Raw genomic sequence first — 19,968 nt, 5'->3', positions numbered from 1 at the left:
TCGCCGGCGTTATTGCTGATCGACGGTGGTGACGACGCTGTTCACCGGGCGCGAGCTTACAGTCGGCAGCTTGACGTCCTTGGCGAGCTCCTGCTCGTATTGCGGCAGCACCGTCACCGGGAACTTGGCGCGCATCGCGACCACCTTGTAGCCGCCGGCCTTGAGCTGCGTCAGCAGCGTGGGTAGCGCTTCCGCGGTGTGCTTCTGGAAGTCGTGCATCAGGATGATGCCCTTGCCGAGCTTGTTCAGCTTCTTCATCACGGTGTCGATCACCTGCTGCGGCTTGCTCGCCTTGAAGTCGAAGGAGTCGAGGTCGCAGGAGAAGATCGCGATGTTGCGGTTGCCGAGATAGGTCACCATCTCCGGCGGATGCTGCAGCGCCGGGAAGCGGAAGAACGGCGAGGGTGAGGTCTCGAGCGCCCACTTGACCGCAGCGTAGCCGCGCTCGATCTCGTCCTTCTTCTGATCCTCGGTCAGCTTCTTGTTGTTCAGATTGGCGTGCGACCAGGTGTGAGCGCCGACCGTGTGGCCGGCGGCATAGACCTGCCGCAGGATTTCGGGGTGATAGGTCGCGTGCTTGCCGATCGGGAAGAAGATGCCCGTGGTGCATTCATCCGCGAGCGCCTTCAGCACTGCCGGCGTGTTGCCCGGCCACGGGCCGTCGTCGAAGGTCAGCACCACCTCATGGTCGCGAAGGAAGTCGAGCTGCTTGAAATGCTCGAAGCCGAAGCCCGGACCGCCGGTGGTATCGATCTCGACCGTGCGGCCGACGCCGAGCGCGTTCGGATTGTTGCAGGCGGCGCGCGCCGGCTGTGGCGGTTGCTTCGGCGGAACCGGGGCTGCGGTTGCGGTTGCCGGGGCCGGTGCTGCGGCGGCGGGCGCGGGAGCCGCGGCCGCTGGTGCCGCCGGTGCCGCAGTAGCGCCCTTGGGGGGCGACGTCTGCGACCAAGCTGCGCTCGACGCGAGCAACGATACGGTCCCCGCAAAAATCAGACCTGTCGCAATGCGCATGGCGTGTTCCCTGCTGCTCGCGCTCCCGGCGCCGGCATTGCCGCGACCGGGTCGCTTCGCCCCCAACCGATCGTACCCTAGTCGCAGTGGCGACGCCAAGGCAATGAACGTGGCGAGCGCGTGTCCAAAATCCTCGTCGGATCAGTTAATTCCGGGGATTATCGTCATATCTCACGCGGCCGCCGATGCCCGTGCGATCCCGGTCTTGATGCGCGTGTCGTCGGGCGCAACCGACTCAGCGAAAACGTCGGCGATGTAGCCGTCGCGGCCGATCAGGTATTTGTGAAAATTCCAGCGCGGCACGTCCTTTGGCCGAGCCTCCGCCGCCCAGCGGTAGAACGGATGCGCGCTCGCTCCGCGGACGATTGCTTTCGCCGCGATCGGGAAGGTGACGCCATATTGATGCTGCGCAGTCTCGGCGATATCGGTTGGGCCGCCGGGCTCCTGGCCGCCGAAATCATTGGAGGGGACGCCAATGATGACGAAGCCGCGATCGCGGAATTCGGTCCAGAGTTGCTGCAGGCCGGCATATTGCGGCGTGAAGCCGCAAAGCGAGGCCGTGTTCACGATCATCAGCGGACGGCCGGCATAGTCGGCAAGTCTGATATCGCCGCCGCCGAGTGCCGGAAATGAGAAGGCGTAGGCGGTGATCCGGCTTATCGCGGGCTGCTCGGCATGCAGCGGGCGGGATGCCGCGGCTGCGGCGATCGCGGTCACGATCAGGGTCCTGCGGTCCATCATGGTCTCGTCCCCGGAACAGATGTTCGTCGGGATCATAATCCGGAGGGGACGCGCAGGCTTTCAAGAAGGCGTTATTGCCGGAGGCGAGTAGCCCGGATGGAGCGAAGCGAAATCCGGGATCGATCGCCTCAACGCAGCGGCAGGATGAAGTCAGTGCCTTCGCCGGTCTCGCCCTGGTTCACACCGAGGTCGGAGACGATGATCGATCCGCCGGTGCCGAGCGCTTCGCTGATCCGCGCCATCACGTCGGCCGGAATCGAGATGCGGTCGAGCGCCTCGGCCGGACTGTTGGTCACCGGCTGCGGCCTGGCCTCGGCCACTGCTGCGGCCGCGACCTTGCGGCGATGCGAGGCACGCTCCTCGACGTCGATGCGGGCGACGTTGCGGGTCGGCAGCGTCACCACCGACCAGCGCAGCAGGTTCGTATCGGTCTTGTCGGCTTGTGCGGTGAACACATGGGTGCCGAGCGGCCGGTCGCTTGCCGCGATCGTCACCGGCACCTCGAACAGAGGTGCAAAATTCTGCCGCACGTAGAGCTTGGAATCCTTGCGGCTGATGAACACCGCAATCTGGCCGGCGCGCTTCGGCACGTCGATCCTGGCGGTGCCCGGCAGCCGCGCCGGATCCTTCTTGGCGTCGGGCCCATCAGCTGCGATCGCTGCCTCGGCGGGCTTGTCAGCGGCCTTCGATGCATCGGCCTTCGGTGCATCGATCTTGGGCGCCTCGGCAACACCAGGCTTGGCGGCGTCCGCCTTCGGCTCGTCGGCCTTGGCTTCCGCCTTCACCGGATCGCTTGCGGAGACCTCGCTCTTTGGCGTGTCGGTGCTGGCGGTGGTTTCGCCGACCGTCTTGTCATCTGTGGTCGCGTTGCTGTCGTGGCCGGCGGAATTGGTCTCGGCCGGCTTGTCGGCGGCGGCCGTCTCGGGCTTCACGGTCTCGGACTTGTCCGCTGCGATCTTCTCCGCGATGGCGTCGCGCGCCGTGGAAGAGGACGCATCGGACATTGTCACTGACGCACTCGCTGCCGGCATCGCGCTGCTGGCGTCGGCGGTGTGGGTGTTGTCGCGCAGCGACGCGGCGGCATGACCGACGCTGCTGCGCAAATCGAGACTGGACTGCTTGTCGGCGCCCTTGTCGCTCTTCACGCCGAGCGGCGCATCCATCTTCAGAATGTCGTCGGCAACCGGCTGCTGCGGCGCCACCTTCTGCGTGACCAGCAGCGGGTGCGAGAAACTTTCCGGCGAGATCGTGCCCGGCGTGACGAAGACGCGGGCGCCCATCCGCGTCCAATTGTACATCTTGACCGCGAACGACATCGGCATGCGGATGCAGCCGTGGGACGCCGGATAGCCGGGCAGCACGCCGGCGTGCATGGCGATGCCCGACCAGGTGATGCGCTGCATATACGGCATCGGCGCGCCGCTATAGATGTTGGACTGGTGGTACTTCTGCTTCTGGATGACGCTGAAGACACCCATCGGGGTCGAATGCCCCTTCATGCCCGTTGACACCGGGCTCTCGGCATAGAGGCCGTTGGCGTCGTAGAGGCTGACCCGCTGCTGGTCGATCGAGACCGAGATGATCAGGGGACCTTGCGGCTTGCTGCCGGCCTCCTTCTCGATCGCCGGATTCTTCTTGGCTGTGCTGCGCTTCGGCTTTTGCCGGTGCGGCTGTGGCAGCGGCATCGGCTCGTAGTCGCCGTAGAAGGCGGAGTCGCGGTTCCAGTAATAGAGCGCTGCATCGGCCTGCGTGGAGGCGGCGACGGTGCCGGCGGTCGTCAGAATTGCCAGCTGCCAGAACCGCTCATTCGCGAAGTCAAAAACCGAAATCCGCCGTCCACCTGCGCGCATATTCCGAATCCCAGTCCAAACTACATGTTGGTTGTCGCAGACGCACAACGCGTTCACCAGCGCAAGCGATCTAACCCTTCCGTGAGGGCGGTATTTTCGACGAAAGAGTAACAAAAAAGCCTCACAAGAGGTTAAAGCGCCGCGTTCGATCACCGAACTGTCAGCGCCTTCCTGTGCGGCGTTTGCGCACTACATAGGCGGGACCCACCCCGCGGAGACCTCAATGACATCGAGAACTGTGAGCTTGTGTGACCTGCGACGGTTGTCTCGATGGGGATGCGCGGTGCTGCTGATGTTGCTGGCTTTGGGGCAGGCGGGTCCTGCGGTCGCGGCCGACGAGCCGGACCTGATCTTCCGCCGCTCCACCGTGTTCAAATGGGTGAGCCCCAACGACAAGCTCGCGACCTATGGCGTCGACGATCCCGAGGTCGAGGGCGTCGCCTGTCACTTCACGGTGCCGGAGAGGGGCGGCTTCAAGGGCTGGCTTGGCCTTGCCGAGGAAGTCTCCGATATCTCGCTGGCTTGCCGGCAGATCGGGCCGATCCGCTTCAAGACCAAGCTCGGGCAGGGCGATGACATGTTCAGCAAGCGCCGGTCGCTGTTCTTCAAGAAGATGCAGATCGTGCGCGGCTGCGACGCCAAGCGCAATGTGCTGGTCTACATGGTCTATTCGGACCGCCTGATCGAGGGCTCGCCAAAGAACTCGACGTCGTCGGTGCCGATCATGCCGTGGGGCGCGGCCGATACTGCCGTGCAGAAGTGCGGCGAGTTCATTCAATAGCTGGAGCAGGGGCAGGGGCTTGGCCCAGGCGGCTGAGGCGGTGGGCGAGCTAGCGCTCGGTTTGCCCGAACCGCTTCGCGCTGATGCCAAGGCCCGGTTTGACCTTCGAGTCGCGGCAGCCGACGAGGCGGACCAGCTTCTGCGGCGCGCACTCATTGTCGCCCATCACGTAGGCGCCTTGCTGCGGCATCGCGGCCGTCATCTGCTGCTGGCCGGATTTGCTCGCCGCGGATTCATTGCCAACACCGATGTTGCCATTGCCCACGACTGACATCCTTCGTTGGATCGGGAGGGATTACGACAACGTGCCACCGCGAAGATGGTTGCACGGCGCCCAGACATGAGTCGACGAAACCGCCGCCCGGTTCACCGCAGCCCTTGCTGTGCTGCTTCTCCTCTCAGCAGAGGAAAGTTAACAAAGCGCGGTAGCTCGTTCAGTTTGCACGCATAATTGGCTGTCGCTCCGGCAGTGGCCGGGGGCCGGCATTGTCGCGCGAAGTTTTCAACAGCTTTTCAGTCACGCTGCTGCCGCTGAAATCATTGGTGTTTTCCGCCGAATGTTTCGTGGACCGCTGGTCGACGAAACAATTCGAGTTCCGACGAAACCATTTTCGGCTTGTTCCGCAGAACTCCGGAAACGGCAGATCGTTATCAGACCGTCACACAACGGCGCCGGACGCCGACGAGCGGAATAACGGAGACTTTCAGATGCGAACCATGAGCCTGATCCTCGCCTTCGCCTTTGTGATGGCCGGTTCGTCGATGGCAGGCTCGCCGGACAGCGGTTTGCCCGGGATTGGCACCTTCTCCTATAACGGCTCGCCGGTAGTCACCCCGGTCCCGATGGTGCTGGCGCAGGCCAACTGAGCGCGACGCAAAAAACAGAACTGCCGGTAAAGGCTCCCCATGCTGCTCCGTATCTGTTCCGCCGCGATGTTGGCATCGCTCGTCCTGATGGGGCCCTTGGCGGGCGCCGCGCAGGCCCAATCCCAGCTCCCCCTCGAATCGATGCAGATCCGCTCGCTGTACCGCGTGCCTGAACCGCGCGACGAGTTCGTGCGGCAATGCGCGCCGCATATGCTCGGCCGCTGGGCGCATCCCGAGGCCGTGTGCGGCTGCCTGCACGACCACGCCGCCGCGACCGTGGACGATCCCGACCTACGCCAGGCGCTGCTACGCGGTATCAGCGAGACCGGCGTGCCGACCATCGAGACCGATTGGGTGCCGCCGTCCAAGCAGGGCGAGATCGGGCCGACCTTCACCAAGATCGCCAAGCCGACCCTGCAATGCATGTTCGAGCCGGTCTCGAACTGAGCCGCGCCTCAAAGCAATGAGGACCGCAGCGCCTCGCGTCAGCGGGGCGTTTTACTTTTTGGCGAGGCGCGGCACGCAGCTGCTGGTCCGCACCACGCCGTTCTGGCTCAGCCTGGAGCCGACGACCTGCTTGATCTGCCCGGCCGGGCACGAGCCGTCATCGACAAGGACGCGCTGGCCGACCCGCAGATCGACGATGTCGCCCTCGCGCATGTAGGACTGCTCTGCTGCGGCGGATTGAGTCATCGCGCCAAGAGCTGCGACGCTGACCAGCGCGACGAATCCCAAGCGCAGCATCGCAGCCTCCTTCACTTGTTCTGGATCTTGAGCCCGTCGGGGCCGACATTGATCTGAAGGCCTTCGGGCTGCTTGTTCGCCTGATAAAGATTGTAGCCGAGCATGCCTGCGATCACGACCAGCGCGGCGATCACGAGATACAGGACGTTGCGATTTGGCATCCGGTATCTCCGTAAGCGGACACTGACTGAACGCGGGCGACCTTAGTCAGGTGACTGCGATTCTCCTAGAGCGCTGCGGCTTGGCGGATGGCTTGACCGATGTCTTGCGCGTCGCGCGCAGCGCGGCGAGCGTTGTCTTCGCCAATCGTTCCGCCGATGCAACGAGTTGCGGAGCCGGATGCCCGGAAAATCCCAGCACGAAGCCAGGCAATGGGCGCGCGCGATGATAGGTCTCGGCGAGCAACCAGCCGCCGACGCCGGCATTAGCCTTTGCCTGCGCGGCAATCAGCGGATCGGTCGCGGGATCGAGCCGCGCCACGAGGTGCAGGCCCTGCGAGGGCACGGGAACCGTGAGCTCGCCTTCGGATGCGCTCACAAGCGTCGACGCCAGGACGTCGCGCGCCTCGCGATAGAGTTTGCGCGATTTGCGTAAGTTGGCCGCAAAGGCGCCGGAGTTCAGCATGTCGGCGACCGCGCCTTCCATCAACGTGGCGGGAAAGCGGTCGAGCGCGGCGCGCGCCGCCGTCACCGGTCCGATCAAGGCTTCGGGCAGGGCGCAATAGCCGATCCGCAATCCGGGAAACAACGTCTTCGCAAACGTGCCCATGTAGATCACGCGGCGCAGATGATCGATGCCGGCCAGCGACAACAGCGGCGCGCCGTCGTAGCGGAACTCGCTGTCGTAGTCGTCTTCGAACACGAAGGCGCCGGCATCCCGTGCCCAGTCGAGCAGCTCGAGCCGGCGCGGCATCGACATCTGCACGCCGAGCGGAAACTGGTGCGAGGGCGTGACATAGGCAGCGCGCGCTTGCGGCGCGGACGCGCGCCCCTTGTCGATGCGCATGCCCGACATGTCGACCGGCACCGACACCGGACGATAGCCGCAATGCTCGATCGCGCGCCGCGCCGCCGGATAGCCGGGGTCTTCGCACCAGACCTGGTCGCCGGGCTTGAGGATCGCCCCGAGCACGATGCGCAGGGCATGCAGCGTGCCGGACGCCAGCATGATTTGGTCGGGGTCGCAGCGCAGCCCGCGCGCCGACAGCAGATGGTCCGATATCGCCGCGCGCAGCTCGCTGCTGCCGCGGGGATCGCCGTAATGCAGATGCTCGGACCCGAAGGCGCGCAGCCTGCGGCCGGCGAAGGCGCGGAAGCGCTGCAATGCGCGCTCGTCGATATGGGTGCAGCCGAGCGACAGCGCATTGTGCTGCGGCGGCTCGATCGCGATCCTTGCGCGGCGCGGCGCGGCGGCCTGCGCCGGAATGCGCGCCGCGACGAAAGTTCCGGAGCCCGTGGTTGCCACCGCAAAGCCGTCGGCGATCAGCCGCTCATAGGCCGTGGTGACCGCGTTGCGGCGGAAGCCGGTCTGCTTGGCGAGCGCGCGCGACGGCGGCAGCGGCTCGCCCGGCTTGACGAGGCCGCCGACGATCGCGTGGCACAGCGCCTGATAGAGCCGCTGCTGCGAGGCCGCGCCGGGGGTGACGTGCGGGCCGGCGAGATCGAGCGGCAGCTCGGCCTTGCGCGCCGCGGGCTCCCGGGAATTGGTCGGAATTTTTCGCATGGAATTGGCACTATCGCAGACCAAATGAGCCGCTACAATTCTGGACAGATTCCAGATTTCGAAAGGCTCACCGTGACCGAAGGCGCATCCGCTCCGTCCTATCCCATGTCGTCCCGCAGCCGCGTGAAGCGCCGCCACGACCGCGGCTTCTACGACCACGCCACCGTGCACAAGATCCTCGACGCCTCGATGCTGTGCCACGTCTCCTACGTGATCGACGGCCAGCCCTATTGCACGCCGACCTTCTTCTGGCGCGAGGGCACCAGGCTCTACTGGCACGGCTCGAGCGCGAGCCGGATGCTGGAGAACCAGTCCGAAGGGCAACGCGTGTGCCTGACGGTCGCCCATCTCGACAGCCTGGTGCTGGCGCGCTGCGGCTTCAACCACTCGGCCGACTATCGCGCGGTGATGGCGTTCGGGTCAGCCTATCTCGTCACCGACCCCGCAGAGAAGGAACGCGCGATCGTCGCGATGGTCGACCGTTTCTTCCCCGAGCGCACCGCGAGCCTGCGTGCCAGCAACAAGCAGGAGATCAAGGCGACCTCGTTCATCGCGATGGAGATCGAGGAGGCCTCGGCAAAAATTCGCGCCAAGGGCGTCGCCGACGATGACGAGGATTACGAGTTGCCGATCTATGCCGAGCGCATTCCGGTGCGCGCCGTGCTCGGCGCGCCCGAGCCGTGCCCGCGGCTGCTCGACGGCGTGACGCGGCCGAAGACGCTCGATGGCTATTCGGAAGGCCGGCTGCTCGAAGATGCATTGCGGGACGCCTATTTTGCGCAATACCCCGCGGAGTGAAATCGGGCTACGCTGCGGCTCCCGCCTGATCTGTTTTCCCGATGGAGCCAAAGCATGACTGCCGAGACGCAACAACGAATCCTTGCCGCTGTTGATGAGGGATTCGATGCGCAGCTTGCGACGACGCAGGCCTTTGTCGCGATCCCCTCGACCCGCGGCGCCGAGGGGCCGTGCCAGGACATGATCGGCGATCTCCTGCGCGAGCGCGGCTACGAGGTCGACGACTGGCACATCAATCTCGACGAGCTGAAGGATTTGCGCGGCTTCGGCCCGATCGAGCATGATTTCTCGAAGGCGCGCACGGTGGTCGGCACTTACCGCCCGGCCAGCAATGCCGGCAAATCGCTGATCCTGCAGGGCCACTGCGACGTGGTGCCGACCGGTCCGCTCGAGATGTGGGAGACGCCGCCGTTCTCGCCCGTCATCAAGGACGGCAGGATGTATGGCCGCGGCGCCTGCGACATGAAGTCCGGCACCATCGCCGCGCTCTATGCGCTGGATGCGATCAGGAAGGCCGGGCTGAAGCCGACAGCGCGGATTCACTTCCAGTCCGTGATCGAGGAGGAGAGCACCGGCGTCGGCGCGCTCTCGACCTTGCAGCGCGGCTATCGCGCCGATGCCTGCTTCATCCCGGAGCCGACCAACGGCACGATGATCCGCTCGCAGGTCGGCGTGATCTGGTTCCGCCTGAAGGTGCGCGGTTTCCCGGTGCATGTGTTCGAGGCCGGCGCGGGCTCGAACGCAATCATGGCGGCGTATCATCTGGTGCATGCGCTGGAGAAACTCGAGATCGCCTGGAACGAGCGCGCCAAGGCCGACCGCCACTTCAAGGACGTCAATCACCCGATCAATTTCAATCCGGGCATCATCAAGGGCGGCGACTGGGCCTCCAGCGTGCCGGCCTGGTGCGACGTCGACTGCCGCATCGCGGTCTTGCCGGGCTGGTCGATCGCCGAGTGCCAGAAGGAGATTCTTGCCTGCGTGTCGGCGGCGGCGCGCGATCATCGCTTCCTCTCCAATAATCCGCCGCAGGTCGAATGGTCGGGCTTCCTGTCGGAAGGCTACGAATTGGTGAACTCCGAGGCACCGGAAGCTGCCTTCGCCAAGGCGCACTCGGTCGTCTATGGCGGCGCGGTGGAAGACCGCGCCTTCACCGCGTTGACCGACACGCGCTTCTACGGTCTGAACCACAACATCCCGAGCCTCTGCTTCGGCGCCACCGGCGCGGCGATGCACGGCTTCAACGAATATGTCGAGCTGGAGTCGCTGCGCAAAGCGACCAAGGCGATGGCGCTGTTCATCGCGGAATGGTGCGGCGTAGAGAAGGCGTAGGTAGTCTCTCCGTGATTGCGAGGAGCGAAGCGACGAAGCAATCCATTTCTCGGCAAGCGGTGACATGGATTGCTTCGCTTCGCTCGCAATGACGATGGCGAGAGCTTAAGGGGGCTCCGGCCACAACGCCTTCACGATCGCATCGAGCCCATCCGTCAGCGCGGCAGGCCCGGGCTGCAGAATGATCGGCGACTTGATCTCGACGATGCGGTCGTTGCGCACCGCCGGGATTTCGCTCCAGCCCTCACGCTTGCGGATGCGGTCGGGCACGACCTTCTTGCCGCACCAGGACGCCAGGATCACGTCGGGCATCGCCGCGCGCACCGCGTCAGGCGTGACGATGCGATCCTTGGCCGCCTTGTGAACGCGCAAATGCGGCAGCGCGTCCTCGCCGCCGGCGATCTCGGTCAGTTCGGACACCCAGCCGATGCCGCTGATCAGCGGATCGTCCCATTCCTCGAAATAGACCTTTGGCCGCGGTGCCGGACGCGGCGTTGCCGCGATCGTCGCCAGCCGTTGTTCGAGGTTTTGCGCGAGCCGATCGGCGCGGTCGGCGGCACCGACCATTGCGCCCAGACTGCGGATCATCGCGAGGATGCCGGCGACGTCGCGCTGGTTGAAGACGTGGACGGCGACGCCGGCGCGCACGAGATCGGCGACGATGTCGGCCTGCAGATCGGAGAAGGCGAGCACCAGATCGGGGTCGAGCGCCAGGATCTTTGGCATGTCGGCGGAGATGAACGCCGACACGCGCGGCTTCTCCCGGCGGACCTGCGGTGGCCGCACCGCGTAGCCGGAGACGCCCACGATGCGGTCCTGCTCGCCGAGCAGATAGAGCGTCTCGACCGTCTCTTCGGTCAGGCAGACGATCCGGCGGGGAGGGAAGTCGCGCATGGCAGGCGGTATGCAGGCTCGGAGGCACATTGTCACTCATGTCATGACGTCATTCGCGCCATTACCTCAGACGTCATTGCCGGGCCCGCTCTGGCAATCCATCATGCCCGATATCAACCTCGAAGAAGGCCACAAAGCAGGGAGTGCCCATGACGCCGCTCGAAAAGATCCAGTCGATGAAGATGCCGTTTGCGGAACTGAAGGGCGTTACGTTCATCGAGGCCGATCAGGACCGGGTGGTCGCGAAAATGGTGGTGCGGCCGGACCTCTGTACCCTCCGCAACACGATCCATGGCGGCGCGGTAATGGCCTTTGCGGACTCGGTCGGCGCCGCCGCGACCGTGATCAACCTGCCCGGGGACGCCAAGGGCACCACGACGCTGGAGAGCAAGACCAACTTCATCGGCGGCGCCAAGGAGGGGACGACCGTGATTGCGACCGCAACACCGGTTCACCGCGGGCGACGGACCCAGGTGTGGCAGACCAGGCTGGAGACCGAAGACGGCAAGCTGGTCGCGGTGGTGACCCAGACACAGCTGGTACTATGATGGGGCGATAATGTGATTTTCCAATCACCACATGCCTTAATTGAATGAATCTCGGTACTTGAATTTTATGGTGCGTCGCACAATATAGGTATTGCTAGGGACTCGACGCCTCCTCGAGGGCTACCAAGAGGAGTTATGAAATGAACTATGATTCCATTTGTTCGACGGCCGCCAAGGGCACCGTGCGGACGTTGAGCCAGCAGGAAGAGCTTCCGCTGCTGCGCGATCACCTGCTGCGGCTGGATCGCACCAGCCGTCATGATCGTTTTCATGGCTTCATCGACGACAGTTTCATCCGCCGCTACGCCGAGCGCTGCGCCAATGACGGCACGGTCATCATCGCCTATTTCGAGGACGGCGTGGTCCGCGGCGCGGCCGAGTTGCATCCGCCGGAGCAGTCACCGGATGCCCAGCCCGAGATCGCTTTCAGCGTCGAGCGGTCGGCGCGGCGGAAGGGCGTCGGCAGCACCCTGTTCCGCAAGCTGATCGCCGAGGCGCACGCCAAGGGCTACGGCAGCCTGCGCATCACCACTGGCGCACAGAACGATGCGATGCGGGCGCTCGCTACCAAGTTCGGTGCCCAGCTGACCTTCCGTCATGGCGAGTCGACCGGCAGCATCGACCTGAGCGAGCGGCAGCAGCCCGAAGCGGCGCCGGCTGTCGCCGCGGTGACGCCGGTCGAGGCTGCGCACGCGATCGTCGAAATGAACCGCGCGTATTGGCGCATGGTGATGCAGATCTCCGGCTGGGGCCGGGCGGCCTGAATCGGCAGCGTTTCCAAGCGAAGTGGATACCGGTTCGCGTGAAGGACACGCGCCCAACAAGAATCTCGGATCAAACGAAAAAGGGCAATCCACTCAATGGATTGCCCTCTTTCTTTCAGCAATTGGATGGTGCGTCTCAGGTGCCGGTGCGCTTGTCGGTCGCAAAGCGGCGGACCACGCGGCGCTCGACTACCACGGAGCGCTGCGCGCCCTGTTCGCCGGCGATGACGCGGGTTGCCGTGCCGGTGCGGGCACTGACGCGCGCGGTCTTCTTCACCTCGGCGAGCACGTCGTCATAGGGCAGTCCCATCAGGGCCGACGCGATCTCGGCCTGGGCCTCCACGTCATCGGTGATGCCGATGGCAGCGAAGATTGCTTCTTCCAGCGTCGGCGGATCATGCCGCACGCGCCGGGTGCCATACTTGGTGTTCCAGTCTCCGCTCATCGCCGCCTCATCATTGAATCGCGGGAGATACGTAAGGTCCCCAATGTTGCATTGCAATATGAATGTGAGATGGCAATCCAGCCATGCAGCTAGAGTCTCTCAATCTTGTGAGCGTCATAAAGTTCGATGGTGGTCGCCGCGGCCGCGAGAGATTGCAGCGAGCGGACGAAATCGCGCGACGCAGGGACCGCAAAATGCGCCGCCAGCGCGGCGCGGTCGGCCCATTGCTCGAAGAACACCAGTCTAAGCGGATTCTCGCAGTCGACATGGACCGCGTGGGAGATACAGCCGGGCTCGGTGCGTGAGCGATGAACATGTTCAAGGCTCAGCCGCCGCACCTCGTCGAACGAGTCGGGGCGGGCGGTGACGCTGCCGGTGACGACGATCATGATTTCCCCCTCCAATGCGCGATGAAGCCAAGTCATCATCGCGCTTTAGGTTCTTGTTTGAGCATGATCTTTTCGGAAAACCGCTTCGCACTTTTCCGGATCATGCTCTACGGGGCGGCTTCTGCCCCGGATGCACTCGTCTGTTGCTGCGGCCAACGCTTCAGCGCGGCGCGACCGGCATCGGTCAGCACATAGATGCCGCGCTCGGCGCGATCGAACCAGCCATAGACATTATGCAGCAGGATCTTGCCGGCGTCGGGAATATCCGCGCGAAGGTCGCGCACCCGCCGCGGCCCATCCGAAAGCGCACAGGCGCAGGCCAGCGCCTGCTGCCGGTAGGCGGTCATGATCGGCGCCCGCGTCGATCCGCCCATTGCGGGATCGCCCTTGCGCTTCTGGTGCTCGGTGATCAGCCGCGAACGTTTCTTCGGATTGCGGCGGGGCGCGGCGGTCGGCGGCGGCACCAGCACCTCGACGTCGCCGCGATCGGTGACGCCGAGCATGCCGAAGCCGAGCCGCCGGCACAGATTGCGATAGCGCGCGTCGCTCTCGCGGCCCTTGCCGCGGGCCGACACCTTGGCCGCGATCCACACCTCGTCAGCGGCGCCGGCGCGATCGACCGCCTGCAGGATCAGTTCGAGATTGAAGGCGAGCTTGAGTTCGCCGATCACGACGACCGGTGGATCATCGCCGCTCAGCGCTACGAGATCGCAGCCGCCGATCTCGCCCTTCACCGTGAAGCCGAGCTTTTCCAGGAAGCGTTTGACGGGCAGATAAAGCGCGGTTTCCAACAGGCAGGCTCCTGCGGCATCGGCCGCGACTCGGTGCGCCAGCATAGCGCGGAATTGGGCCCGCCGAGGGCGGATGGAATTTGCGCAAGGCACGGCTGAACGGCTATTGTCGGAACCGGGACCAGGCGCAGCTCATGATCCGGAACGGGCTCTATCACATCACCGTCGAATTTCTCGACGGCGTCTCTGGCGGCAACCAGGGCGTCATGGTGCTGCGCGACGGACAGATGCGCGGCGGCGACTCGTTTTTCTTTGCCTACGGCAGTTACACCGCAGCCGATGGCAAGTGGAAGGGCGAGGTCACCAACGAGGAGCATTCGCCGACCTATGGCGAGCGCCCGGTGTGGGAACGCAAGGTGGTCACGATCGGATTTACCGGCACCTATACCGATCAGACCGCCGAAGGTGACGGCATGGCGCTCGCCGGCAAGCAGAGCATCCGCTTCAGGTCGAAACTGCGGCTGCTGGTTGCGGATTAAACCCGCCCGTTCACCGGCAGGAGCGCGCCGGTGACGGCGCTCGCGGCATCGCTGGCGAGGAACAAGATCACGTCGGCGAGCTCCTTCGGCGTCACCCATTTGGAGATGTCGGCCTTCGGCATCGCAGCGCGATTGGCGGCGGTGTCGATGATCGAGGGCAACACCGCGTTGACCGTGACCTTGCCCTTCAGTTCCGCAGCGAGCGACTCGGTAAGGCGGTGCACGCCGGCCTTCGAGGCGGCGTAGGGACCCATGCCGGAGGCCGCCTGCAGGGCACCGAGCGCGCCGATATTGATGATCCGTCCGGCGCCCGACTTGGTGAGATGCGGGATGGCGGCGCGCGAGGTGTTGAGCGCCGTCATCACGTTCATCGCGTACATGCGCTGCCAGGTCGCCGGATCGCCGTCGCCGACCGCCTCGAAGGTAAAGCCGCCGGCGATGTTGATCAGCCCGTCAAGCCGGCCGAAATGCGCGGCCGCCTTGTCGATCGCGGCCGTCGCCTGCGCAGTGTCGGTGAGGTCGACACCGCCCAGCTCGATATGGTCGGCCGTCGCCGCAAGCGTTGACGCGGCATGATCGATGCCGGCGACGCGCGCGCCGCGCGCCAGCGCCTCTGTGGCGACCACTTTGCCAAGCGCGCCAAGGGCGCCCGTGATGACGATGGCTTTTCCGTGCATGGCGGTCTCCGCATTCGCGAGCAAACGAATGCCCACTATGATCAGGCGGAATTCATTTGCAATGCCGCCAATTTCGCCGCCTACTGCGCGCATTCATCAATTCATTCACCTCAAGGATGTTTGCTATGCCGACACCCAGACCGTGCGAAACCCATCCCGATCTCGTCAGGTTCGGACATAAGCTGCCGCACTTCGCGGATGCGCTGCGGCATCAGCGCAAGATCAAGCTGGTGGCGCTTGGATCGTCCTCGACCGCGGGCGCCGACAACATCCTGCCGTTTCCGCCGCGGCTCGAGATGCTGCTGCGGCAACGCTTCTTCGGCCGGATGATCGACGTGATCAATCGCGGGATCGGCGGGCAGGAGGCGCCGGAGGAATATTCGCGCATCGAGTCCGACGTGACGGCTGAGGCGCCGGTGCTGGTGATCTGGCAGGTCGGCACCAACGCCGTCTACAAGGGCTACAATCCGGCCGAGGTGCGCGCGACGCTGGAGGCCGGGCTCGACGTGCTCACAGCGCTTCCGCTTGACGTCGTCGTGATGGATTCCCAGTACACGCAGGCGATCGTCGGCACTGAAGCTGCGCTCAATCTCGCCAACGTGATCATGCCGATGATCGCCGAAGTGACCGCAAGCAAGAAGGTGAATCTGTTCAGCCGCTTCGCGCTGATGAAGCGCTGGACCGATGACGGGATTCCACTCGCCGAGCTCGACGATGGCGGGCAGCTTCATACCAGCGAATGGGCGACCAATTGCGTAACCCAGTCGCTGTTCGGCGCGATCGACGACGCCTTGAAGCCGGAGGCGATCACGTAAGCCCAACGACGTCGGCCCGACTACGTAAGACTACGGGGTAGGGCCGGTTGGATAAAATTTGCAGCAGTTCTGTAAGTCGTTTGCAGAACCCTTTCCTTAGAAGCGGAACTCCAGCCAAGGTAGGGGTTATGCGAATGGGAAATCTTCCGGATCACGGTTTACCGCTGGTTCAGCTTAAGGAGCAGCGGCGCGATCTCGTGGTGGCGCTGCAAAACCGCAAGGGACCAGTGGGCAGCTGGGAATTGATGCAGATCGCCGCGATCCAGCAGGCAATCTCGGCGTTCGAGGATGTGATTGCCGACCTCGATGCGGAGCTCGAGCTCGAGGCCGCAGCGGCCTGAGCTTTTTTAGTTCAGCCGCGTTTCCTTCACGCGAACCGGTGTGCACGTCGCTCGAAAAGTCGGGCGAACTGATCAGGCCTGCAGATAGCGGCCTTCGAGCGCCTTGCGCTCGGCTTGGCCGAGCCCGAGGCCGTCGCGGAAATAACCGTCGAGGCCGCCATAGTCGGCATCGATCGCCTCGAATGCAGCCTCCAGAAACGCCGCGCGCACGGTGCCGAGCACCTGCTTGACGTCGTCAGGCAGCTCGGTGCTGTGGGCCGGGTCGCGCTTGTAGAACTGGTTGGTCAGGAGATAGTCGTCCGCGATCACCTGATCGGACACGCCGAGCGCGTGCAGGATCAGCGCACAGGCAAAGCCGGTGCGGTCCTTGCCGGCGGTGCAGTGGATCACCAGCGGCGCCCGGTCTTCCAATAGATGGGCAAACAGCGTGCGGTAACGCGCCGTGTTGTCCTGCACATAGCCCCGGTAGGAGTCCCGCATCACGTCGATCGCATCGGCTTCCGAGAGCTGACGGTTGCTGGCGATCTCGCGCAGCGAAGCCACCACGGTCGGCTCGACGGGAAGCGAATGCACGGTGACGTCGCTCATGCCGCATAGCGCCTCGGCGCGCTCGGCGACGCCGCGAAAATCGAACGCGCTTCTGACCCCGAGCGAGCGCACCACGGCGACGTCCTGCTCGGTAAGATGCGCAAGATGGTTGGAGCGGAAGATCTGGCGCCAGCGCACCGTCCGCCCGTCGCGCGTCTGGTAGCCGCCGAGGTCGCGAAAATTGCTGGCGCCGGCGAGATTGAGATGACGGGCAGGGGCTTCGGACATCGGGCGGGCCTGTTGCAGCTGATGAGGTATTGGCGCAGGAATAGCGGCGCAGACAGGTCTATAACCGGCCCGTTGGGGGGAGAATATGACTTATCGCGGGGGCGCCATTGTCATCGGCGCAATTCTTTTCGAGCTCTTTGGTTCCTCGAACGTGTCGGCGCAGTCCGCCTTCCGGAATTATCGCTGCGCTGACGGCACGCAATTCATTGCCGGGTTCTTCAACGGGGATACGCGCGCGCATCTGCAACTCGACGGCAAGGCGGTGACGCTGAAGAAGCGCCTGTCGCTGACTGGCACGCGCTACAAGGGCGGCGGGGTCACGCTCGAGATCAGCCGGGCCGGGCTTGCCAGGCTCCGGCATGCGAGGCGGCCGGCGACAGCCTGCGAGCCGGCATGAAAAAAGGGCCGAAACGCTCGCGTTCCGACCCTTGTTATTGTTCTGCTGCTGTCTGACGTTTTTGCGTCGCGCCCCTCGATCGCATCGGCATCAGTGATCGCGGCCCGGCTTGGCGTCGTCGATGGCCGCCTGATGGTACCAGCTCTCGCTGCAGGCCGAGGTCTCGACTTCAGCGGCGAGTTCGAGCGCGGTCCGCGTCTCGCCGTAGCGGCGTCCGCCAAGAGCCGCGCGGCCTCCTGCCGGGAATTGATAGATTGTTGCCGATCCCTGGATCGGTCCTTGGTTTTGGCCCGTGGTGATCATGTCAAAGTCTCCTTTAGCCGGAGCGAGCCTCCATGGTGCGCCCGACTCATTCGCGTGTGGTTACCGTGTTTTCGATATCGGCCCGGGCTCGGCGGGGTGCAAGTGAACAAGAAATAGTCATTGTTTGATCAATTCGTGGGCAGATTCGGGTTTGCTTCCTGTGAGGCAGGATGCAGCTGACCAACGCTTGAGCCGCGGCGGTGGTTGCAGGGCGCCCGACCGTTGGACACGAACTGTCACATGGCGCTGCCGCCGCAATAAGCGGCAGGCGATGCCGTAGCCGAATTTGCTGCAGAAACGGGCGGTGGAGAGCGTTGAGAGAAGATTTTGACTGACCGCGGCGCATGCCAGCCGCGCTGCTATGTCGCAGAAAAAAATGTGATCTCCGCTGTGGACATCCGCGGCCGGGCGGGCGCCGCAGTGCAGCAACTGGCATTTTAATTGCTTAGTAAGAGCCGGCCGATGGTGGCCGGGTACGCGTGCGGCGGCCGACTGGCTTTCGGTTCCTCACGGTTTTGCATCATCAACAGAGAGGTTCAATGACCAAGTACAAGCTCGAGTATATCTGGCTCGACGGATATACGCCGACGCCGAGCCTGCGCGGTAAGACGCAGATCAAGGAATTCGCGTCGTTCCCGACCCTCGAACAGCTTCCGCTGTGGGGCTTTGACGGTTCGTCCACCCAGCAGGCTGAAGGCCACAGCTCTGACTGCGTGCTGAAGCCGGTCGCCTGCTATCCCGACGCCGCGCGCGAGAACGGCGTGCTGGTGATGTGCGAAGTCATGATGCCCGACGGCAAGACGCCGCATGTCTCGAACAAGCGCGCCACCGTTCTGGATGACGAAGGCGCCTGGTTCGGCTTCGAGCAGGAATACTTCTTCTACAAGGACGGCCGTCCGCTCGGCTTTCCGGAAGAGGGTTATCCGGCGCCGCAGGGCCCGTACTACACCGGCGTCGGCTACAAGAACGTCGGCAGCGTCGCCCGCAAGATCGTCGAAGAGCATCTCAATCTCTGCCTCGCCGCCGGCATCAACCACGAAGGCATCAACGCCGAAGTGGCGAAGGGCCAGTGGGAATTCCAGATCTTCGGCAAGGGCTCCAAGACCGCCGCTGACCAGATGTGGATGGCCCGCTACCTGATGCTGCGCCTCACCGAGAGTTACGGCATCGATATCGAATTCCATTGCAAGCCGCTCGGCGACACCGACTGGAACGGCTCGGGCATGCACGCCAACTTCTCGACCAAGTACATGCGCGAAGTCGGCGGCAAGGAGTACTTCGAGAGCCTGATGAAGGCCTTCGACAAGAACCTGATGGATCACATCGCCGTCTACGGCCCGGACAACGACAAGCGCCTGACCGGCAAGCACGAGACCGCGCCCTGGAACAAGTTCAGCTACGGCGTGGCTGACCGTGGTGCCTCGATCCGCGTTCCGCACTCCTTCGTCAACAACGGCTACAAGGGCTATCTGGAAGACCGTCGCCCGAACTCGCAAGGCGACCCCTACCAGATCGCTTCGCAGATCCTGAAGACGATCTCCGAGGTTCCGACCGGCGCCAAGGCTGCGGCCTAAGCTGCTATCGGACCCGGATGGAGCCATCCGGTACCGCAAATCGGGTCCGCCAGGGCGACAGCCTTGGCGGACCTTCGCTATTTAGCGATACCCTTTGCAGGCGGCGTTCCGCCGAAACCGGTTTCGCTGCGTTATGAACCGCGCTAGATAACGGGTGCATCTTGGCTGCCGGGGATGCGGCGCTTGTTTGAGGGGTTTTACAAGGTCCGGTTCGAACTCGGCGGCGCCGTCGGCCGCGGCGTGATGTATGTCGGCGATGGCAAGATGCTGGGCGGCAATTCGGCGTTCGCCCATATCGGCACCTACGAGAAAGCCGGCGACGAGGTCGCAGTCGAGATCCAGACCGTCCGCCATAACCCCGATCCGAACTACCGCGCGATGGCCGGTACCGATGACGCCACGCTGATTGCCAAAGGCCGGCCGGACGGCGACCTCTACCGCTTCAAGGGCGAGCTGAAGGAGTTGCCCGGCGTGCCGTTCCAGTCGGTGATGACGCCGATCACCGAGGGGGACATCCCGCTCGCCGGCGGGGTCGGCGAGGGCGGCGTCATCAACGGGCTCTATTCGATCCACATCCGCGTGCTCGACGGGGTCGACGGCGGCCTCACCGGCGTGATGCTGCTGAACAACGGCCGCATCCTTGGCGGCGACGCCTTCTTCTACTATCTCGGCACCTACACTTCCGAGAAAGGCCGCTGGAAGGGCCAGATCCTCAATCAGGAGCACACTTCGGCGATGGGCGAGAACCCGATCTTTGGCGGCCATGAGGTCGGCATCGGCTTTGCCGGCACCTGCGACGCCGAGGGCGCCGTGCTGGAGGCGACCGCGCTTGCCGGCAAGCGCAGCCTGCGCCTCACGGCCGCGCTCAAGCTGATGCGGCGGGCATAGG

27 protein-coding genes are annotated in these 19,968 nt (G+C 64.4%); 13 read left to right on the top strand and 14 right to left on the bottom strand.

Annotation, left to right across the window (positions count from 1 at the left end; translation table 11 throughout):
* Positions 1 to 9: 9 nt before the first annotated feature.
* From ACVIYL_RS34400 to ACVIYL_RS34390, 3 genes are all read right to left on the bottom strand, one after another.
* Entirely contained in the window at positions 10 to 1,011 is a 1,002-nt protein-coding gene (locus tag ACVIYL_RS34400; RefSeq protein WP_253608896.1) for a polysaccharide deacetylase family protein, read from the bottom strand.
* Between the two features lie 171 nt (positions 1,012 to 1,182).
* Positions 1,183 to 1,752, bottom strand: coding sequence for a glutathione peroxidase (locus ACVIYL_RS34395; protein ID WP_253608895.1), 570 nt, complete (start codon positions 1,750 to 1,752; stop codon positions 1,183 to 1,185).
* Positions 1,753 to 1,880: 128 nt separating this feature from the next.
* Positions 1,881 to 3,602: a L,D-transpeptidase family protein gene (locus ACVIYL_RS34390; RefSeq protein WP_253608894.1), complete on the bottom strand. Its 1,722-nt coding sequence runs from the start codon at positions 3,600 to 3,602 to the stop codon at positions 1,881 to 1,883.
* Positions 3,603 to 3,825: 223 nt separating this feature from the next.
* Here ACVIYL_RS34390 and ACVIYL_RS34385 point away from each other — a divergent pair, with 223 nt between their 5' ends.
* A complete protein-coding gene (locus ACVIYL_RS34385; RefSeq protein ID WP_253608893.1) occupies positions 3,826 to 4,383 on the top strand; it encodes a CreA family protein in 558 nt (185 codons plus the stop codon).
* 49 nt (positions 4,384 to 4,432) lie between these two features.
* On the opposite strand, the gene ACVIYL_RS34380 is transcribed toward ACVIYL_RS34385, so the two are convergent.
* Positions 4,433 to 4,657: a hypothetical protein gene (locus ACVIYL_RS34380; protein ID WP_456780642.1), complete on the bottom strand. Its 225-nt coding sequence runs from the start codon at positions 4,655 to 4,657 to the stop codon at positions 4,433 to 4,435.
* Positions 4,658 to 4,869: 212 nt separating this feature from the next.
* Here ACVIYL_RS34380 and ACVIYL_RS34375 point away from each other — a divergent pair, with 212 nt between their 5' ends.
* A complete protein-coding gene (locus ACVIYL_RS34375) occupies positions 4,870 to 5,250 on the top strand; it encodes a hypothetical protein (protein WP_253608892.1) in 381 nt (126 codons plus the stop codon).
* Between the two features lie 39 nt (positions 5,251 to 5,289).
* Positions 5,290 to 5,697, top strand: coding sequence for a hypothetical protein (locus ACVIYL_RS34370; protein ID WP_057019915.1), 408 nt, complete (start codon positions 5,290 to 5,292; stop codon positions 5,695 to 5,697).
* Positions 5,698 to 5,748: 51 nt separating this feature from the next.
* Here ACVIYL_RS34370 and ACVIYL_RS34365 read toward each other — a convergent pair whose 3' ends face one another.
* The 3 genes from ACVIYL_RS34365 to pdxR are packed head-to-tail and all read right to left on the bottom strand — an operon-like array spanning position 5,749 to position 7,716.
* Complete coding sequence (locus ACVIYL_RS34365; protein ID WP_210262764.1) at positions 5,749 to 5,994, bottom strand: DUF6719 family protein; 246 nt, start codon at positions 5,992 to 5,994, stop codon at positions 5,749 to 5,751.
* 11 nt (positions 5,995 to 6,005) lie between these two features.
* Complete coding sequence (locus ACVIYL_RS34360) at positions 6,006 to 6,155, bottom strand: hypothetical protein (protein WP_167350431.1); 150 nt, start codon at positions 6,153 to 6,155, stop codon at positions 6,006 to 6,008.
* Positions 6,156 to 6,201: 46 nt separating this feature from the next.
* On the bottom strand, positions 6,202 to 7,716 hold the full coding sequence (pdxR, locus tag ACVIYL_RS34355) for a MocR-like pyridoxine biosynthesis transcription factor PdxR (RefSeq protein WP_253608891.1): 1,515 nt from the start codon (positions 7,714 to 7,716) through the stop codon (positions 6,202 to 6,204).
* Positions 7,717 to 7,821: 105 nt separating this feature from the next.
* On the opposite strand from pdxR, the gene ACVIYL_RS34350 reads away from it, so the two are divergent.
* Entirely contained in the window at positions 7,822 to 8,514 is a 693-nt protein-coding gene (locus tag ACVIYL_RS34350) for a pyridoxamine 5'-phosphate oxidase family protein (protein WP_375167144.1), read from the top strand.
* Positions 8,515 to 8,568: 54 nt separating this feature from the next.
* Positions 8,569 to 9,846 carry an ArgE/DapE family deacylase gene (locus tag ACVIYL_RS34345; protein ID WP_456780641.1) on the top strand — a complete coding sequence of 426 codons (1,278 nt, stop codon included), beginning with the start codon at positions 8,569 to 8,571 and terminating at the stop codon, positions 9,844 to 9,846.
* A gap of 105 nt (positions 9,847 to 9,951) precedes the next feature.
* On the opposite strand, the gene ACVIYL_RS34340 is transcribed toward ACVIYL_RS34345, so the two are convergent.
* Positions 9,952 to 10,740 carry a cobalamin-binding protein gene (locus tag ACVIYL_RS34340; protein ID WP_253608889.1) on the bottom strand — a complete coding sequence of 263 codons (789 nt, stop codon included), beginning with the start codon at positions 10,738 to 10,740 and terminating at the stop codon, positions 9,952 to 9,954.
* A gap of 149 nt (positions 10,741 to 10,889) precedes the next feature.
* On the opposite strand from ACVIYL_RS34340, the gene ACVIYL_RS34335 reads away from it, so the two are divergent.
* Both ACVIYL_RS34335 and ACVIYL_RS34330 read left to right on the top strand, forming a co-directional pair.
* Positions 10,890 to 11,288, top strand: a complete 399-nt coding sequence (locus ACVIYL_RS34335) for a PaaI family thioesterase (protein ID WP_253608888.1) — start codon at positions 10,890 to 10,892, stop codon at positions 11,286 to 11,288.
* A gap of 140 nt (positions 11,289 to 11,428) precedes the next feature.
* Complete coding sequence (locus ACVIYL_RS34330; protein ID WP_253608887.1) at positions 11,429 to 12,052, top strand: GNAT family N-acetyltransferase; 624 nt, start codon at positions 11,429 to 11,431, stop codon at positions 12,050 to 12,052.
* Between the two features lie 136 nt (positions 12,053 to 12,188).
* Here ACVIYL_RS34330 and ACVIYL_RS34325 read toward each other — a convergent pair whose 3' ends face one another.
* The 3 genes from ACVIYL_RS34325 to ACVIYL_RS34315 all read right to left on the bottom strand — a co-directional run bounded on the left by ACVIYL_RS34325 (position 12,189) and on the right by ACVIYL_RS34315 (position 13,677).
* Positions 12,189 to 12,497 carry a hypothetical protein gene (locus tag ACVIYL_RS34325; RefSeq protein WP_016843036.1) on the bottom strand — a complete coding sequence of 103 codons (309 nt, stop codon included), beginning with the start codon at positions 12,495 to 12,497 and terminating at the stop codon, positions 12,189 to 12,191.
* Positions 12,498 to 12,586: 89 nt separating this feature from the next.
* Positions 12,587 to 12,886 carry a putative quinol monooxygenase gene (locus ACVIYL_RS34320; protein ID WP_024581535.1) on the bottom strand — a complete coding sequence of 100 codons (300 nt, stop codon included), beginning with the start codon at positions 12,884 to 12,886 and terminating at the stop codon, positions 12,587 to 12,589.
* A 107-nt stretch (positions 12,887 to 12,993) separates the two neighbouring features.
* Positions 12,994 to 13,677: a DUF2161 domain-containing phosphodiesterase gene (locus tag ACVIYL_RS34315; RefSeq protein WP_253608885.1), complete on the bottom strand. Its 684-nt coding sequence runs from the start codon at positions 13,675 to 13,677 to the stop codon at positions 12,994 to 12,996.
* Between the two features lie 134 nt (positions 13,678 to 13,811).
* Here ACVIYL_RS34315 and ACVIYL_RS34310 point away from each other — a divergent pair, with 134 nt between their 5' ends.
* Entirely contained in the window at positions 13,812 to 14,156 is a 345-nt protein-coding gene (locus ACVIYL_RS34310) for a GrlR family regulatory protein (protein ID WP_035634127.1), read from the top strand.
* Here ACVIYL_RS34310 and fabG read toward each other — a convergent pair.
* The gene (gene fabG / locus ACVIYL_RS34305; RefSeq protein ID WP_028332327.1) at positions 14,153 to 14,833 is read right to left on the bottom strand and encodes a 3-oxoacyl-ACP reductase FabG; all 681 of its coding nucleotides are present in this window, start codon (positions 14,831 to 14,833) and stop codon (positions 14,153 to 14,155) included. The genes ACVIYL_RS34310 and fabG overlap by 4 nt on opposite strands.
* Before the next feature lie 125 nt (positions 14,834 to 14,958).
* Here fabG and ACVIYL_RS34300 point away from each other — a divergent pair, with 125 nt between their 5' ends.
* Both ACVIYL_RS34300 and ACVIYL_RS34295 read left to right on the top strand, forming a co-directional pair.
* Entirely contained in the window at positions 14,959 to 15,648 is a 690-nt protein-coding gene (locus ACVIYL_RS34300; protein ID WP_253608883.1) for an SGNH/GDSL hydrolase family protein, read from the top strand.
* Positions 15,649 to 15,782: 134 nt separating this feature from the next.
* Positions 15,783 to 15,989, top strand: a complete 207-nt coding sequence (locus tag ACVIYL_RS34295; protein ID WP_035634033.1) for a hypothetical protein — start codon at positions 15,783 to 15,785, stop codon at positions 15,987 to 15,989.
* A 72-nt stretch (positions 15,990 to 16,061) separates the two neighbouring features.
* Here the strand turns inward: ACVIYL_RS34295 and ACVIYL_RS34290 are convergent, their stop codons facing one another.
* Positions 16,062 to 16,805: a tyrosine-protein phosphatase gene (locus ACVIYL_RS34290; protein WP_253608882.1), complete on the bottom strand. Its 744-nt coding sequence runs from the start codon at positions 16,803 to 16,805 to the stop codon at positions 16,062 to 16,064.
* Between the two features lie 85 nt (positions 16,806 to 16,890).
* Between ACVIYL_RS34290 and ACVIYL_RS34285 the strand changes: the two genes are divergently transcribed.
* Positions 16,891 to 17,202 (top strand): MliC family protein, encoded by a 312-nt coding sequence (locus ACVIYL_RS34285; protein ID WP_253608881.1) that lies wholly within the window; start codon positions 16,891 to 16,893, stop codon positions 17,200 to 17,202.
* A gap of 90 nt (positions 17,203 to 17,292) precedes the next feature.
* On the opposite strand, the gene ACVIYL_RS34280 is transcribed toward ACVIYL_RS34285, so the two are convergent.
* Entirely contained in the window at positions 17,293 to 17,505 is a 213-nt protein-coding gene (locus ACVIYL_RS34280; protein ID WP_051002896.1) for a DUF2735 domain-containing protein, read from the bottom strand.
* 539 nt (positions 17,506 to 18,044) lie between these two features.
* On the opposite strand from ACVIYL_RS34280, the gene ACVIYL_RS34275 reads away from it, so the two are divergent.
* Positions 18,045 to 19,079 carry a glutamine synthetase beta-grasp domain-containing protein gene (locus ACVIYL_RS34275; protein WP_024581543.1) on the top strand — a complete coding sequence of 345 codons (1,035 nt, stop codon included), beginning with the start codon at positions 18,045 to 18,047 and terminating at the stop codon, positions 19,077 to 19,079.
* A gap of 183 nt (positions 19,080 to 19,262) precedes the next feature.
* Positions 19,263 to 19,967, top strand: coding sequence for a hypothetical protein (locus ACVIYL_RS34270; protein ID WP_057020062.1), 705 nt, complete (start codon positions 19,263 to 19,265; stop codon positions 19,965 to 19,967).
* The last annotated feature ends 1 nt before the right edge of the window (position 19,968 follow it).

Source organism: Bradyrhizobium sp. USDA 3315 (genome assembly GCF_054056795.1).
The sequence above is the reverse complement of the archived record's forward strand: the minus strand, read 5'-3'. Positions and strand labels throughout refer to the sequence as shown.

Bases quoted from the DNA above. Each gene is read 5' to 3' on its own strand.
- ACVIYL_RS34400 (WP_253608896.1), bottom strand. From the start codon at position 1,011: ATGCGCATTGCGACAGGTCTGATTTTTGCGGGGACCGTATCGTTGCTC.
- ACVIYL_RS34395 (WP_253608895.1), bottom strand. From the start codon at position 1,752: ATGATGGACCGCAGGACCCTGATCGTGACCGCGATCGCCGCAGCCGCG.
- ACVIYL_RS34390 (WP_253608894.1), bottom strand. From the start codon at position 3,602: ATGCGCGCAGGTGGACGGCGGATTTCGGTTTTTGACTTCGCGAATGAG.
- ACVIYL_RS34385 (WP_253608893.1), top strand. From the start codon at position 3,826: ATGACATCGAGAACTGTGAGCTTGTGTGACCTGCGACGGTTGTCTCGA.
- ACVIYL_RS34380 (WP_456780642.1), bottom strand. From the start codon at position 4,657: ATGTCAGTCGTGGGCAATGGCAACATCGGTGTTGGCAATGAATCCGCG.
- ACVIYL_RS34370 (WP_057019915.1), top strand. From the start codon at position 5,290: ATGCTGCTCCGTATCTGTTCCGCCGCGATGTTGGCATCGCTCGTCCTG.
- ACVIYL_RS34365 (WP_210262764.1), bottom strand. From the start codon at position 5,994: ATGCTGCGCTTGGGATTCGTCGCGCTGGTCAGCGTCGCAGCTCTTGGC.
- ACVIYL_RS34360 (WP_167350431.1), bottom strand. From the start codon at position 6,155: ATGCCAAATCGCAACGTCCTGTATCTCGTGATCGCCGCGCTGGTCGTG.
- pdxR (WP_253608891.1), bottom strand. From the start codon at position 7,716: ATGCGAAAAATTCCGACCAATTCCCGGGAGCCCGCGGCGCGCAAGGCC.
- ACVIYL_RS34350 (WP_375167144.1), top strand. From the start codon at position 7,822: ATGTCGTCCCGCAGCCGCGTGAAGCGCCGCCACGACCGCGGCTTCTAC.
- ACVIYL_RS34345 (WP_456780641.1), top strand. From the start codon at position 8,569: ATGACTGCCGAGACGCAACAACGAATCCTTGCCGCTGTTGATGAGGGA.
- ACVIYL_RS34340 (WP_253608889.1), bottom strand. From the start codon at position 10,740: ATGCGCGACTTCCCTCCCCGCCGGATCGTCTGCCTGACCGAAGAGACG.
- ACVIYL_RS34335 (WP_253608888.1), top strand. From the start codon at position 10,890: ATGACGCCGCTCGAAAAGATCCAGTCGATGAAGATGCCGTTTGCGGAA.
- ACVIYL_RS34330 (WP_253608887.1), top strand. From the start codon at position 11,429: ATGAACTATGATTCCATTTGTTCGACGGCCGCCAAGGGCACCGTGCGG.
- ACVIYL_RS34325 (WP_016843036.1), bottom strand. From the start codon at position 12,497: ATGAGCGGAGACTGGAACACCAAGTATGGCACCCGGCGCGTGCGGCAT.
- ACVIYL_RS34320 (WP_024581535.1), bottom strand. From the start codon at position 12,886: ATGATCGTCGTCACCGGCAGCGTCACCGCCCGCCCCGACTCGTTCGAC.
- ACVIYL_RS34310 (WP_035634127.1), top strand. From the start codon at position 13,812: ATGATCCGGAACGGGCTCTATCACATCACCGTCGAATTTCTCGACGGC.
- fabG (WP_028332327.1), bottom strand. From the start codon at position 14,833: ATGCACGGAAAAGCCATCGTCATCACGGGCGCCCTTGGCGCGCTTGGC.
- ACVIYL_RS34300 (WP_253608883.1), top strand. From the start codon at position 14,959: ATGCCGACACCCAGACCGTGCGAAACCCATCCCGATCTCGTCAGGTTC.
- ACVIYL_RS34295 (WP_035634033.1), top strand. From the start codon at position 15,783: ATGGGAAATCTTCCGGATCACGGTTTACCGCTGGTTCAGCTTAAGGAG.
- ACVIYL_RS34290 (WP_253608882.1), bottom strand. From the start codon at position 16,805: ATGTCCGAAGCCCCTGCCCGTCATCTCAATCTCGCCGGCGCCAGCAAT.
- ACVIYL_RS34285 (WP_253608881.1), top strand. From the start codon at position 16,891: ATGACTTATCGCGGGGGCGCCATTGTCATCGGCGCAATTCTTTTCGAG.
- ACVIYL_RS34280 (WP_051002896.1), bottom strand. From the start codon at position 17,505: ATGATCACCACGGGCCAAAACCAAGGACCGATCCAGGGATCGGCAACA.
- ACVIYL_RS34275 (WP_024581543.1), top strand. From the start codon at position 18,045: ATGACCAAGTACAAGCTCGAGTATATCTGGCTCGACGGATATACGCCG.